General features: G+C 75.8%; 11 protein-coding genes. 8 read left to right on the top strand and 3 right to left on the bottom strand.

Going from position 1 to position 12,764, the window contains the following annotated elements:
• The first annotated feature begins 12 nt into the window (after nt 1–12).
• Both GNZ18_RS33745 and GNZ18_RS33740 read left to right on the top strand, forming a co-directional pair.
• Complete coding sequence (locus GNZ18_RS33745; protein WP_156220716.1) at nt 13–1,170, top strand: 4-hydroxybenzoate 3-monooxygenase; 1,158 nt, start codon at nt 13–15, stop codon at nt 1,168–1,170.
• Between the two features lie 279 nt (nt 1,171–1,449).
• The gene (locus GNZ18_RS33740) at nt 1,450–2,277 is read left to right on the top strand and encodes a phosphatase PAP2 family protein (RefSeq protein ID WP_156220715.1); all 828 of its coding nucleotides are present in this window, start codon (nt 1,450–1,452) and stop codon (nt 2,275–2,277) included.
• Nucleotides 2,278–2,285: 8 nt separating this feature from the next.
• Here the strand turns inward: GNZ18_RS33740 and cphA are convergent, their stop codons facing one another.
• Nucleotides 2,286–4,940 carry a cyanophycin synthetase gene (gene cphA / locus GNZ18_RS33735; protein ID WP_216651525.1) on the bottom strand — a complete coding sequence of 885 codons (2,655 nt, stop codon included), beginning with the start codon at nt 4,938–4,940 and terminating at the stop codon, nt 2,286–2,288.
• A gap of 3 nt (nt 4,941–4,943) precedes the next feature.
• The gene (locus GNZ18_RS33730) at nt 4,944–5,777 is read right to left on the bottom strand and encodes a cyanophycinase (protein ID WP_214620293.1); all 834 of its coding nucleotides are present in this window, start codon (nt 5,775–5,777) and stop codon (nt 4,944–4,946) included.
• 127 nt (nt 5,778–5,904) lie between these two features.
• Between GNZ18_RS33730 and GNZ18_RS33725 the strand changes: the two genes are divergently transcribed.
• Both GNZ18_RS33725 and GNZ18_RS33720 read left to right on the top strand, forming a co-directional pair.
• Nucleotides 5,905–6,645, top strand: a complete 741-nt coding sequence (locus tag GNZ18_RS33725; protein ID WP_173390964.1) for a QsdR family transcriptional regulator — start codon at nt 5,905–5,907, stop codon at nt 6,643–6,645.
• Nucleotides 6,646–6,737: 92 nt separating this feature from the next.
• A complete protein-coding gene (locus tag GNZ18_RS33720; protein WP_214620291.1) occupies nt 6,738–8,123 on the top strand; it encodes an ABC1 kinase family protein in 1,386 nt (461 codons plus the stop codon).
• A 28-nt stretch (nt 8,124–8,151) separates the two neighbouring features.
• Here GNZ18_RS33720 and GNZ18_RS33715 read toward each other — a convergent pair whose 3' ends face one another.
• Nucleotides 8,152–8,997, bottom strand: a complete 846-nt coding sequence (locus GNZ18_RS33715; protein WP_156220714.1) for a siderophore-interacting protein — start codon at nt 8,995–8,997, stop codon at nt 8,152–8,154.
• 157 nt (nt 8,998–9,154) lie between these two features.
• Between GNZ18_RS33715 and GNZ18_RS33710 the strand changes: the two genes are divergently transcribed.
• From GNZ18_RS33710 to GNZ18_RS33695, 4 genes are all read left to right on the top strand, one after another.
• Nucleotides 9,155–9,928 (top strand): cyclase family protein, encoded by a 774-nt coding sequence (locus tag GNZ18_RS33710; RefSeq protein WP_156220713.1) that lies wholly within the window; start codon nt 9,155–9,157, stop codon nt 9,926–9,928.
• Nucleotides 9,925–11,631 (top strand): thiamine pyrophosphate-binding protein, encoded by a 1,707-nt coding sequence (locus tag GNZ18_RS43865; protein WP_312874890.1) that lies wholly within the window; start codon nt 9,925–9,927, stop codon nt 11,629–11,631. Before GNZ18_RS33710 ends, GNZ18_RS43865 begins: the two co-directional genes overlap by 4 nt.
• Nucleotides 11,632–11,715: 84 nt before the next feature.
• Complete coding sequence (locus GNZ18_RS33700) at nt 11,716–12,564, top strand: MIP/aquaporin family protein (protein ID WP_156220712.1); 849 nt, start codon at nt 11,716–11,718, stop codon at nt 12,562–12,564.
• A 74-nt stretch (nt 12,565–12,638) separates the two neighbouring features.
• Nucleotides 12,639–12,764: FGGY family carbohydrate kinase (locus GNZ18_RS33695; RefSeq protein ID WP_156220711.1), on the top strand; the 126-nt coding region annotated here is incomplete at its 3' end.

Raw genomic sequence — 12,764 nt, 5'->3', positions numbered from 1 at the left:
CGAGGAGGCTCGATGCGTACCCAGGTCGCGATCGTGGGCGGCGGCCCCGCCGGACTGCTGCTGTCCCATCTGCTGCACCGGCGGGGGATCGCCTCGGTGGTGCTGGAGGGCCGCGACCGCGCCTACGTCGAGCGGCGGCAGCGCGCCGGGATGCTGGAGCAGGGCACGACCGACGTGCTGCGCGAGAGCGGCGCGGGGGAGCGGCTCGACCGGGAGGGCCTCGTCCACCACGGGCTCGAACTGCGCTTCGGCGGGGCGGGCCACCGGATCCCGCTCACCGACCTGACCGGCCGGACCGTCACCGTCTACGCCCAGACCGAGATCGTCAAGGACCTCGTCGCGCTGCGGCTCGCCGACGGCGGCGACGTCCGGTTCGAGGCGGAGGTGCTGGAGATCGACGCGTCGGCGCCCAGCGTGACCTACCGGCAGGACGGCCGGACGCACACGCTGGAGTGCGACTACGTCGCGGGCTGCGACGGGTTCCACGGCGTCAGCCGCCCCACCGTGCCGGGCCTGCGGACGTTCTCCCGCGAGTACCCGTTCGCCTGGCTGGGGATCCTCGCCGACGTCCCGCCGTCCACCCACGAGCTGATCTACGCCAACCACGAGCGCGGGTTCGCGCTGCACAGCCTGCGCTCCCCGAAGGTCAGCCGGCTGTACCTCCAGGTCCCCCCGGACGAGGACCTCGGCGCCTGGCCCGACACCCGCATCTGGGACGAGCTGGCCGCCCGGCTCGCGACGGGGGACGGCTGGGAGCTGCGGCAGGGCCCGGTCACCGACCGGTCGATCACCCCGATGCGCAGCTTCGTCGCCGAGCCGATGCGGCACGACCGGCTGTTCCTGGCCGGGGACGCGGCGCACATCGTCCCGCCGACGGGCGCCAAGGGCCTGAACCTGGCGGTGGCGGACGTGACCGTCCTCGCGCGGGCGCTGACCGAGCGGTACGCCTCGGGCTCGGAGACGCTGCTGGACGGCTACTCCGCGACCTGCCTGCGGCGCGCCTGGCGGGCCGAGCACTTCTCGTACTGGATGACCACGCTGCTGCACGTGGACCCCGCCGCCGACCCCTTCGCGCTGCGGCTCCAGCGCTCGCACCTGGACTACGTGGCCTCCTCCGAGGCCGCCGCGACCACGCTGGCCGAGAACTACGTCGGACTGCCGTTCGACTGACGGCGCCGGCCGGGACCCCGGCCGGAGCCCCGGCCGGAAGAGGCCATTCTTCCTTCACCGAACTGATCACTGAGATACAGGTCACGTATTTTGGCAGTTCGTGAAACTTTGCTGCAACTGCAAGGCGGCTCTACGGTGGTCTCCTTGCCCTCCTCCCGCCGGCCGCGCCCGGGGTGACCGGCGCGCGCCGGTTCCCGCGCGGGCGCCGGAGGTGAGAGGCTTCGGCATCCGCAGGGCGACCCGCCGCCCGGCGGTGCCCGACGGGAGGAAGGACGGCGGATGAGGCTCCTGGACCGGCCGTCCCGGCCCGCCCGGCCGTTCCCCCGGCTGCGCGGGCCCGCGCGGCCGTCGCCGGGCGGCCGGCCCCGGCCCGTCCGCGAGCTGGTGCTGATCGCCGCCCTGTTCGGCGTCTACAAGCTCGGGCGGCTGCTGTCCAGCGGGCGGGTGTCGGAGGCGTTCGGCAACGCCCACCGCGTATGGGACATGGAACGCGCGCTGGACCTGCCGAGCGAGACCGACGTCCAGCACGGCCTGCTGCACAGCGAGTTCCTCGTGCACGCCGCCAACTGCTACTACGCGTTCGTGCACTTCCCGGCGATGGCGGCGTTCCTGCTCTGGATCTACCTGCGGCGGCCCGCCCACTACCGGTGGGTCCGGCGGATCGTGGTCGCGCTCACCGGCGCGGGGCTCGTGCTGCACCTGGTCGTCCCGCTCGCCCCGCCGCGGATGCTGACGGCGACGGGCCTGATCGACACCGGCGCGCGGTACGGGCCCGCCGTGTACGGGGCGCCGCAGACCGACACGATGGCCAACCAGTACGCGGCGATGCCGTCGCTGCACATCGGCTGGGCCGCCGTCATCGCGCTCGGGCTCATCGCCGCGTCCAGGACGCGGTGGCGGTGGCTGTGGATCCTGCACCCCGTCATGACGTTCGCGGTCGTCGTCGCCACCGCCAACCACTACTGGCTCGACGGCGCCGTCGCGCTCGCGCTGCTGGCCGTCGCCACCGTCTTCCTGCGCCCGCCGCGCGCACTCTGCCGGCCCGGCGGCGTCCAGGCCGGGGCGGACCGGGGTGCGGGAACGGACCAGGAGGCGAGGACGGGCTAGAGGACGGGCTAGAGCACGGGGACGGCGCCGAGCGTGTCGAGCAGCTCGGTGACCGGCTGCAGCTTCTCGTAGAGCAGCAGCACCGGCTCGCCCGGCCCCGCGATGTCGAGCGCCGAGGTCAGCGCCCCCTTGAGGTCGCCCGCCGGGTGGGGGCGCACGTCCGGGCGGCCCTCCCGCAGCCCCTCGACGATCAGCCGGGTCATCTCCCCGGACCGGCGGCCCCGCAGGTCCTCGTCCTCGTAGACGACGACGCGGCCGAACGTCCCGGACACGGCGCGGGCGGTCTCGGTGACCAGCGCGTCGCACCGGTCGCCAGGGAGCGTGACGGCGGCGACGCCGTTCCGCCCCCAGCGCCGCTCCACGAACGCGCCCATCGCGGCGACCGCCGCCGGGTTGTGCGCGTAGTCGACCAGGACGGGGTTGTCGCCGACCCGGTAGACGCAGCCCCGGCCCGGGTTGCGGCCGTGCGGCTCGAACGAGCGCAGCGCCTCCGCCGCCACCTCCACCGGGACGCCGAGGGCCCGCCCGGCGGCGACGGCGGCCAGCGCGTTCGCGACGACGTGCCGGGCGTGCCCGCCGAACGCCCCCGCCACCTCCTCCACCGGCAGGACCCCGACGCGGCGGTCGCCGCGCGCCTCGGTCAGCCGGCCGCGCTCGACGAAGTAGGCGGTGCCGCCGCCGCGCAGGTGCGCGGCGATCCCCGGCGCGCCGGGCGACAGCGCGAAGTAGCGCAGCACCGGCTCCCGCTCGCGGACCGCCCGGCGCTCCGCGAGGCCCGCCGCCGCCGCGTCCTCGGCGTTGAGCACGAGGTGCCCGCCGCGGCGGATCTCCTCGGCGACCAGCGCCTTGATCTCCACCAGGTCGTCCAGCGACTCGGTGCCGTCCATGCCGAGGTGGTCGCGGGTGATGTTGGTGACGACCGCGACGTCCGCGCGGTCGTAGCCGAGGCCGCGCCGGACGATCCCGCCGCGCGCCGTCTCCAGCACCGCCGCCTCCACCGACCGGTCGCCGAGCACCATCTCCGCCGACCTCGGCCCGGACGCGTCGGACCGGTGGACGAGCCGTCCGCCGACGTACACGCCCTCGGTGCTGGTCATCCCGGTGCGCAGCCCGCGCAGCTCCAGCATGTGGGCGATCATCCGGACCGTGGTGGTCTTGCCGTTGGTGCCGGTGACCGACACGACCGGCACCCGCGAGGGCGCCCCCTCCGGGTACAGCAGGCCGATGATGTCGGCGGCGACGTCCCGCCGGTCGCCCTCGTGCGGGGCCAGGTGCATGCGCAGCCCCGGCGCGGCGTTGACCTCCAGGATCCCGGCGGCGCCGCGCTCCTCGGGCGGCGCGGAGCCGATGTCGGGCAGCCGCAGGTCGATGCCGCACACGTCCATCCCGACGGTCGCGGCGGCGCGCACGCACACGCCCGCCACGTCCGGGTGGACGTCGCCGGTCACGTCGCGGCTGGTGCCGCCCGTGGACAGGTTGGCGTTGCGGCGCAGCCACACCGTCTCGCCGTCCGCGGGGACGGTCAGCGGGCCGTGCCCCTGCCGCGCCAGCAGCGCCAGCTCTGCCGGGCCGAGCGCGAGCCGGGTCAGCGGGCGGTCGTGCCCCGCGCCGCGCGCCGGGTCGGCGTTCACCCGCTCCACCAGCGCGGCGACCGTCGCGGCGCCGTCGCCGGTCACCCGCGCGGCCGTCAACTCGGCCGCGGCCGCCACCCGCCCGCCGACGACCAGGACCCGGTAGTCGCGGCCGGGGACGTAGGTCTCGACGAGCACCTCGCCGCCCGCGCCCCCGTCCCCGGCGCCCGCCGCCGCCGTGAACGCCGCCACCACCTCGGGCGGGCTGGTCAGCTCGATGTGCACGCCCTCGCCCTGGTGCCCCGCCAGCGGCTTGACCACCACCGGCCCGCCGATCTCGCGCAGCGCCTCCAGCGCCTCCGCCGCCGACCCCGCGACCCGCCCCTCCGGGACGGGCAGGCCCGCGTCGGCGAGCAGCCGGTGCGTGAGCCGCTTGTCGGCCGCGACCTCCATCCCGATCGCGGACGTCGCGTCGGTCATCGCCGCCCACACCGTCCGGCGGTGCCGCCCGTATCCGAGCCGCAGCAGGTTCAGCCCGCCGACGCGGCGGACCGGTATCCCGCGCCGCCGCGCCGCCCGCGCCAGCGCCGCCGTGCTCACGCCGAGCCGCCCCGCCTCGTGGTCGGCCGCCACCCGCGCGAGGTCGGCGGCCGGGTCGGGCACCGCCCCCGCGATCGCGCCGTTCACCAGCCGGATCGCGATGCCGACCAGGTCCTCCACCACCGCCGAGCCGGGCGGCTCGTCGCGCGGGCACTCCAGCACCACCTCGTAGTCGCCGGGCCCGCCCGCGCGCACCGTCCGGCCGAAGAACACCTCCCGGCCGATGAGCCCGGACAGCTCCAGCGTGACGTGCTCGGTGACGTGGCCGAAGTAGGTGCCCCGGGCCATCGCCTCCAGCAGCCCGCCGGGGCGGCCCGCCGAGCAGTGGTGCGAGGTCAGCCCCGGCAGCGCCGCCACCAGCCGGTCGGCGAACCCCGGATGGTCGGTGGTCTCGTGGCCGGTCAGGCCCCGCAGGTCCAGCCGCGCGACCGCGACGGGACGGGACAGGTAGACGTTGGGGCCGCTCAGGCGGCGCACATGGTCGAGCCGCACGGGCTATCCCTCCTCCGGGCCGCGCATGGTGCCGATCGCCGGGAGCTTGTCGTTCATCTGGAACGAGCATCCGGCGGGCAGCAGGTGCAGCGACACATCGAACATCGCCATCGGCTCGTCGTCCGAGGCGGCGTAGGCGACGGTGGCCTGCCCGGCGTCCACGACGGTCACGACGCCGGTGCCGACGACGCCGAACTGGCCGTCGCCCACCACGATCGCGGTGTCCTCGTCGATGCCGACGCCGAGCAGCCGCGTGTCCAGCGCGATCCCGCTCATCAGCCGCGGCAGCCGGCCCCGCTCGTTGAAGTGCATGTCGATCAGGACGTTGTCCAGCAGCGCGAGGCCGGGGCCGACCCGCACGCTGGACGCGGCGACCTCGTGCCCGTGGCCGCCGAGGATCATCCAGTGGCCCATCGCGGTCGCCCCCGCGCTCGTCCCGGCGATCACCAGGCCCTCCTGGTCGAGGCGCCGCTTCAGCAGCTCGTTGGTGCGGGAGCCGACGAGTGTCCTGATCCGGGACTGGTCGCCGCCGCTGAACAGCACCCCGTCGGCCGCCTCCAGCGCGCGCAGCGTGGCCGCGTCGTCGGCGGCGGCGCGGCCGAGCAGCCGCAGCTCGCGGACGGAGGCCACGCCGAGCCGCCCGAACACGCCGGTGTACTCCTCGACGACCTCGTCCGGGACCTCGGTGGCCGTCGTCACCACCACGATGCGGGCGTCCTCGCCGCCCGCGAGGCCGACGAAGGTCTCCAGCGGGCCGGCGCCGCAGGTCCGGTCCTCGGCGCCGCCGATGATGAGCAGCCGGCCCTTGCGTCCGGCGCCCCCCTGATTCGCTGTCACCTCCCGTAGCTACCCTTTGATCACGGTCGGTAGTCTTTTGATCGCGAGGAGTCGCCGGCGCATCCGATCCGGGGCCGGTCGCTCCGGCACCTCCCCGCGCCCATCCGCGGCGTGCCATGCTGAGCGGATGAGCGGCAGCCCGCCCCGCCCGCCCACCACGGACGGCCTGTCCCGGCCGCCGGCGCGCGACCCCTCGCCCGCGCCGGGCCCCGCACCCGGCCCCGCACCCGGCCGCGCCGCCGTGCGCGCCGCCGTGCGCGCGCACGGGCCCGAGGGGGCGCTGGCCGCCGCGTCCGCCCGCTACCTGCGCGGCGAGCCGATCGACATGTCCGCGCTGGCCGCCGACCTCGGCGTCGGCCGCGCCACCCTCTACCGCTGGGTGGGCAGCCGGGAGCGGCTGGTCGCCGCGGTGCTCGCCGAGATGACCGAGCGGACCTACCACGCCGCCGCGCGCGGCGTGGACGGCAGCGGCCCCGACCGGATCCTCACCGTGCTCGACCGGTTCATGCGCGCGGTGGTGGACGCGCCGCCGCTGCGAGCCTTCACCGAGCGCGAGCCCCGGCTGTTCGTCCGGCTGGCGACGATGCCCGGCGCGGTCGAGGACCGCGCCGCGGGGCTGCTCGCCCGCGAACTGCAGGCCGAGATCGACCGGGGCGCGCTGGCGGCGCCGCTGCCGACCCGGACGCTCGCGCAGGCCATCGTCCGTGTCGCCGACTCGTTCATGTACGCCCACTACCTGGGCGGGAACCGGCCCGAGATCGACACCGCGCTGGAGGTCGTGGCGCTGCTGCTGCGGCCCGCGCCCGACGGGGCCGCGGAGGCGGGCGGGGGAGGCGCCGGGGAATCTCCGCGCCGTCCCGGACGCTGAATCCCCCGCAGGGCGGATGACCGCTTTGTCGTGTTCGGTCGCCGTGAGAGGCTGGACCACCGGAGGCTTCGTCGATCGAGGGAGGGCAGGCCGTGACCGACATCCCCCGCCGCGCGGTGACGCGGACCGCCAAGCTCGCGACGCTGCCGCTCGGCTTCGCCGGGCGCACCGCCCTCGGGTTCGGCAAGCGCACGATCGGCCGGCCCGCCGAGGCCGTCGCGCTGGAGGTGCAGCGCCGGACCGCCGAGCAGCTCTTCGCGGTGCTCGGCGAGCTCAAGGGCGGCGCGATGAAGGTCGGGCAGCTGCTGTCGATCTTCGAGGCGGGGCTGCCCGAGGAGATCGCCGGGCCCTTCCGCGCGAGCCTGACCCGGCTCCAGGAGGCCGCGCCGCCGATGTCGGCCGCGACCACGCACCGGGTGCTGGCCGAGGGGTTCGGCGACGGCTGGCGCGACCGGTTCGCCGAGTTCGACGACCGGCCCGCCGCCGCTGCGTCGATCGGGCAGGTCCACCGGGCCGTGTGGCACGACGGGCGCGCCGTCGCGGTCAAGGTGCAGTACCCCGGCGCCGCCCAGGCGCTGATGAGCGACTTCAACCAGATCTCCCGGCTGAGCCGCCTGTTCACCCCGCTGTTCCCCGGCGTCGACGTCAAGCCCGTCGTCGCCGACCTCAAGCGGCGGCTGGAGAAGGAGCTGGACTACGCCGACGAGGCCCGCGCGCAGACCGCCTTCCACGACGCCTACGCGGGCGACCCCGACTTCGCCGTCCCCGCCGTGGTCGCGCAGGCGGGCGACGTGCTGGTCACCGAGTGGCTGGAGGGGACCCCGTTCTCCCAGGTGATCGCCGGTGACGACCAGGAGCGGCGCGACCGCGCGGGGCTGCTGCTGTTCCGCTTCCTGCTGTCGGGTCCCGCCCGCTGCGAGATGATCCACATCGACCCGCACCCGGGCAACTTCCGGCTGCTGGAGGACGGCCGCCTCGGCGTCCTGGACTTCGGCGGCGCCGCGCGCGTCCCCGCCGAGCTCCAGTGGTCGATCGGGCGGCTGCTGCGCATCGGGACGCTCGGCGACCCGGACCAGATCGTCGCCGCGCTGCGCGAGCAGGGCTTCCTCGCCCCCGACGGCGACGTCGACGCCGAGCAGGTCGCCGCGTTCGTCGCCCCGCACGCCGCGCCGTTCGCCGCCCCCCGGTTCCGCTACTCGCGCGAGTGGCTGCGCGAGCAGACCGCGCGGGGCCTCGGCCTGGCCTCGGACATGCGGCCCGGCGCCCTCGCCCGGCAGTTCCGGTTGCCGCCGCAGTACCTCGCGGTCAGCCGCGCGCTGTCGGGCTGCGGCGGCGTGCTGTGCCAGCTGGAGGCCGAGGGCCCCTTCCGCGCCGAGGCCGAGCGGTGGCTGCCCGGCTTCGCCGAGGACGAGTACGACGACGGGCACGACGACGAGCGGGGCCCGGACGCGGACGGCGCCGAGCAGGCGACCGCCTGAGGCCCCCGGGCCCGCCGGTGCTCGGCGCTCAGCTCAGCGCGCTGGCCTCTTCCTCCTCGACCTGGCGGTTCCACTCGCGCTTGGAGGACTGCCAGCCGTCCTCGTCGCGGCCCCGCCGCCAGTACCCGGAGATCGACAGCCGCTCCAGCGGCAGGCCCCGGTCGACGCGCAGATGGCGCCGCAGCGCCTTGACGAAGTTCGCCTCGCCGTGGACGAACGCGTGCACGTCGTCCCCCGGGAAGTCGAGCTTCTGGACGGCCTCGACCAGCAGCTCGCCGACCTGCCCGCCGCCCCGGTGCAGCCACACGATCTCGGTGCCCGCGGGCGCCCGCAGGTCCTGCTCCTCCTCGGGCCCGGCCACCTCGACGAACACCCGCGCGGGCGCGCCCACGGGGAGGCGCTCCAGCGACGCGGCGATCGCCGGGAGCGCGCTCTCGTCGCCGACGAGCAGGTGCCAGCCCGCGTCCGCGCTCGGCGCGTAGGCGCCGCCCGGCCCGTTGAAGTAGATCTCCTCGCCCGCCTGGACCCGCGCCGCCCACGGCCCCGCGAGCCCCTTGTCGCCGTGGTGGACGAAGTCGATCGTCAACTCCACCGCGTCCGGGTCCCAGGAGCGGACGGTGTAGGTCCGCGTGACCGGCCACTGCTCCCGGGGCAGCTCCTCCCGGACCTTCTCCATGTCCAGCGGGTCGGGATAGGTGACACCCGGCTGCGGGAACAGCAGCTTCACGTAGTGGTCGGTGAACTCGCCCGCGCCGAACCCGGCCAGGGCCTCACCGCCGAGCACCACGCGGATCATGTGCGGGGTGATCCGCTCCGTGCGCAGCACCGTCCCCCGGTGCAGCCTCGGCCTCCTGCGCGCCGGTTCCGTCGCCATGCGCCCTCCGATGATCGATCGTCTTAGGCAAGCCTAACCTGTAGGGGCGGGGCCTCGTGACCGAGGACCTCCGGGGTGACCCTCCGGAGGGGGCCATCTGCGGTACGTTCGGTGGACGCTGCCGGAACCCTCAGCCGCCCGTGCCGCCGGAGGAACGATGTCCGTGCTCGCCCAGCTCCTCGACGCCGTCGCCGGAGGGACGGTCGAGGTCGTCGACCTGACCGCGCCCCTGTCGGAGCGGACCCCGATCCTGCGGCTCCCCGAGCCGTTCGCCAACACCGTCCCGTTCTCGCTCCGGGAGATCAGCCGGTACGACGAGCGCGGCCCCGGCTGGTACTGGAACGACATCACGACCGGCGAGCACGTCGGCACCCACTTCGACGCGCCCGTGCACTGGGCCACCGGACGCGGCGGCGAGGACGTCTCGCAGGTCCCGCCCGGCCGCCTGGTCGCCCCGGCGGTGGTGCTGGACGCCTCGTCCGAGGCCGCCGCCGACCCCGACTTCCTGCTGGAGATCGACCACGTCCGGGAGTGGGAGCGGGCGCACGGGCCGCTGCCGCCCGGCGGCTGGCTGCTCTACCGGACGGGCTGGGACGCGCGCTCGGGCGACCAGGAGCGGTTCCTCAACGCCGACGAGACCGGCCCGCACACGCCGGGGATCTCCGCCGCGTGCGCCCGCTGGCTCGCCGAGGAGACCCCGCTGCTCGGGCTCGGCACCGAGACCGTCGGCACCGACGCGGGCGCCGCGCACTCCTTCGACCCGCCCTTCCCCTGCCACTCCTACTTCCTCGGCGCGGGCAAGTACGGCCTCACCCAGCTCCAGAACCTCGCGCTGCTGCCGCCGCGCGGGGCGGTGCTGCTCGCCGCGCCGCTGCCCATCGTGGGCGGCTCGGGCAGCCCGGCCCGCGTGCTCGCGCTGGTCGAGCGGTGAACGTCGCGGAGGCGGTCGGCGCGGCCCTCGTCCGGCTCGGCGCCCACACGGCCTTCGGCGTCGTCGGCAGCGGCAACTTCCACGTGACCAACGCGCTCGTCGCGAGCGGCGCCCGGTACGTGGCGGCCCGGCACGAGGGCGGGGCCGCGACGATGGCCGACGCCTACGCGCGCGTCACCGGCGGCCTCGGCGTGCTGTCGGTGCACCAGGGCCCCGGCCTCACCAACGCGCTCACCGGGATCACCGAGGCCGCCAAGAGCCGCACCCCGCTGCTGGTGCTGGCGGGGGAGGTCGCGGCGGCCGAGGTCCGCTCCAACTTCCGCGTCGACCAGGCCGCGCTCGCCGCCGCCGTCGGCGCCGTCCCCGAGCGGATCCACTCGCCCGAGACCGCGCTCGCCGACGTGGCCCGCGCCTGCCGCGTCGCGGTCGCCGAGCGCCGCACGGTGCTGCTCGGGCTGCCGCTGGACGTCCAGGGCGCCGCGTTCCCCGGGCCCGCGGGCCTGGAGCGCCCGACCGCCGCGCACCAGGCCGGGCAGCGGGCCCGGCCGCCCGCGGTGCCGCCGCTGCCCGTCCCGACGGCGGGCGCGATCGCCCGGTTCGCCGACGCGCTCCAGGGCGCGGAGCGGCCGGTGTTCGTCGCCGGGCGCGGCGCGCGGCTGGCGGGCGCCGGCCCGGCCCTCGCCGACCTGGCCGCGCGCTGCGGGGCGCTGCCCGCGACCTCCGCGGTCGCGCGCGGGCTGTTCGCCGGCGACCCGTTCGGGCTGGACGTCAGCGGCGGCTTCGCCACGCCCGCCGCCGCCGACCTGATCGCCGGCGCCGACCTCGTCGTCGGGTGGGGCTGTTCGCTGAACGCGTGGACCACCCGCCACGGCGCCCTCGTGGGCCGTGACACGCGGGTCGTCCAGGTCGACGTGGACGCCCAGGCCCTCGGCGCGCACCGGCCCGTCGACCTCGGCCTGATCGGCGACGCCGCCGAGACCGCGCTCGCCGTCACGGCGGAGCTTGAGGCGCGCGGGCACTCCGCCACCGGCTACCGGACCGGCGCGGTCGCCGCGCGGCTCGCCCGCGAGGGCCGCTGGCGGGACGTCCCCTACGAGGACGACTCCGGCGGGGACCCGGCCGAGGGCGGGCCCCGCCTCGACCCCCGCACGCTGACGATCGCGCTCGACGCGCTGCTGCCGCGCGAGCGGACCGTCGCCGTCGACTCCGGGAACTTCATGGGATATCCGGCGATGTTCCTGGACGTCCCCGACGCCGACGGGCTCGTGTTCACCCAGGCGTTCCAGTCGGTCGGGCTGGGCCTCGCCACCGCGATCGGCGCGGCCGTGGCCCGCCCCGACCGGCTGACGGTCGCCGCGCTCGGCGACGGCGGCGCGCTGATGGCGGCCGCCGAGCTGGAGACGGCCGTCCGGCTGGGCCTCGGGCTGCTCATCGTCGTCTACGACGACGAGGCCTACGGCGCCGAGGTGCACCACTTCGGGCCGGACGGCCACCCGCTGGACACCGTCACCTTCCCGCCCGCCGACCTCGCCGCGATCGGACGGGGCTACGGCTGCGCCGCCGCGACCGTCCGGCGGCGCGAGGACCTCGGCGCGGTGGCCGACTGGCTCGCGGGGCCGCGCGACCGCCCGATGCTGGTCGACGCCAAGGTCACCCGGGGGCGCGCGGCCTGGTGGCTGGAGGAGGCCTTCCGCGGCCACTGAAGTGTAATCGCTCGGTCACCGACCGTGTAGGCGCCCCCTGGCTGGGCATGATCACTGCCCTACGTCACATCCGGAGGGGGACAGATGACGCGTGGGCCCGCGATGCCGGAACTCGCCCGGGAGTTGGCGGCCGAGTTCGCCGGGACGCTGATCCTCATCCTGTTCGGCGTGGGCGTCGTCGCCCAGGCCGTCGCCGGGAGCGGGCTCGGCGAACCGCAGAGCCTCGGCGGGCACGACGCCATCGCCTGGGCGTGGGGGATCGCGGTGACGCTCGGCGTCTACGTCTCCGCCCGGATCAGCGGCGGGCACATCAACCCGGCCGTGACGTTCGCGCTCGCGGTGTTCAAGGGGTTCCCCTGGCGCAAGGTCGGGCCGTTCTGGATCGCGCAGTTCCTCGGGGCGTTCGTCGCGGCACTGATCGTCCGGTGGGACTACAGCGAGATCCTCGCGAAGTTCGACCCCGGCCACACCGCCAAGACGCAGTTCGTGTTCTCCACCATGCCCGGCAACGGGTCGCTTCCGGTGGGCACCTGGGGCGCGTTCCGCGACCAGGTGATCGGCACCGCGATCCTGCTGTTCCTCGTGCTCGCGCTCACCGACCTGCGCAACTCCCCGCCGCTGGCGAACATGGCCCCGCTCGTCATCGGGCTGGTCGTGGTGGCGATCGGGATGGCGTTCGGCTCCGACGCCGGGTACGCGATCAACCCCGCCCGCGACCTCGGCCCGCGCCTGGCCCAGTACCTCACCGGATACGCCGACGCCTGGCGCGACCAGAACGGCGACCTCTACTTCTGGGTGCCGATCGCCGGGCCGCTGATCGGGAGCATCGTCGGAGCGGCGCTCTACATCCTGCTGATCGGACGCAACATCCCCGAGGACGAGCCGCCGCAGCCGGGCGGCGGCGAGCCGAGGCCCGAATACGACGTCACCTGAACGTCACCCGGCGGGAGCCCCGCCCCCCGTCGGCATGACCAAGTGAGAAACGGTGCGAGAGAGGCAGGGCCCGCATGGCTGAGTTCGTCGGTGCGTTGGACCAGGGCACGACCAGTACCCGGTTCATGGTGTTCGACCATGGCGGCGGCGAGGTCGCGCGGCATCAGTTGGAGCATGAGCAGATCCTGCCGCGGGCGGGG

The sequence above is a fragment of the Actinomadura litoris genome, from assembly GCF_009733595.1.
In the GTDB taxonomy this organism is placed as follows: Bacteria; Actinomycetota; Actinomycetes; order Streptosporangiales; family Streptosporangiaceae; genus Spirillospora; species Spirillospora litoris.
Note: the sequence above shows the minus strand (reverse complement) of the source record. Positions and strands in the feature narration are given on the sequence as shown.

Excerpts from the sequence above, each read along its gene's own strand:
- GNZ18_RS33745 (WP_156220716.1), top strand. The coding sequence starts at position 13 with ATGCGTACCCAGGTCGCGATCGTGGGCGGCGGCCCCGCCGGACTGCTG.
- GNZ18_RS33710 (WP_156220713.1), top strand. The coding sequence starts at position 9,155 with ATGTCCGTGCTCGCCCAGCTCCTCGACGCCGTCGCCGGAGGGACGGTC.
- GNZ18_RS33740 (WP_156220715.1), top strand. The coding sequence starts at position 1,450 with ATGAGGCTCCTGGACCGGCCGTCCCGGCCCGCCCGGCCGTTCCCCCGG.
- GNZ18_RS33725 (WP_173390964.1), top strand. The coding sequence starts at position 5,905 with ATGAGCGGCAGCCCGCCCCGCCCGCCCACCACGGACGGCCTGTCCCGG.
- GNZ18_RS33700 (WP_156220712.1), top strand. The coding sequence starts at position 11,716 with ATGACGCGTGGGCCCGCGATGCCGGAACTCGCCCGGGAGTTGGCGGCC.
- GNZ18_RS33715 (WP_156220714.1), bottom strand. The coding sequence starts at position 8,997 with ATGGCGACGGAACCGGCGCGCAGGAGGCCGAGGCTGCACCGGGGGACG.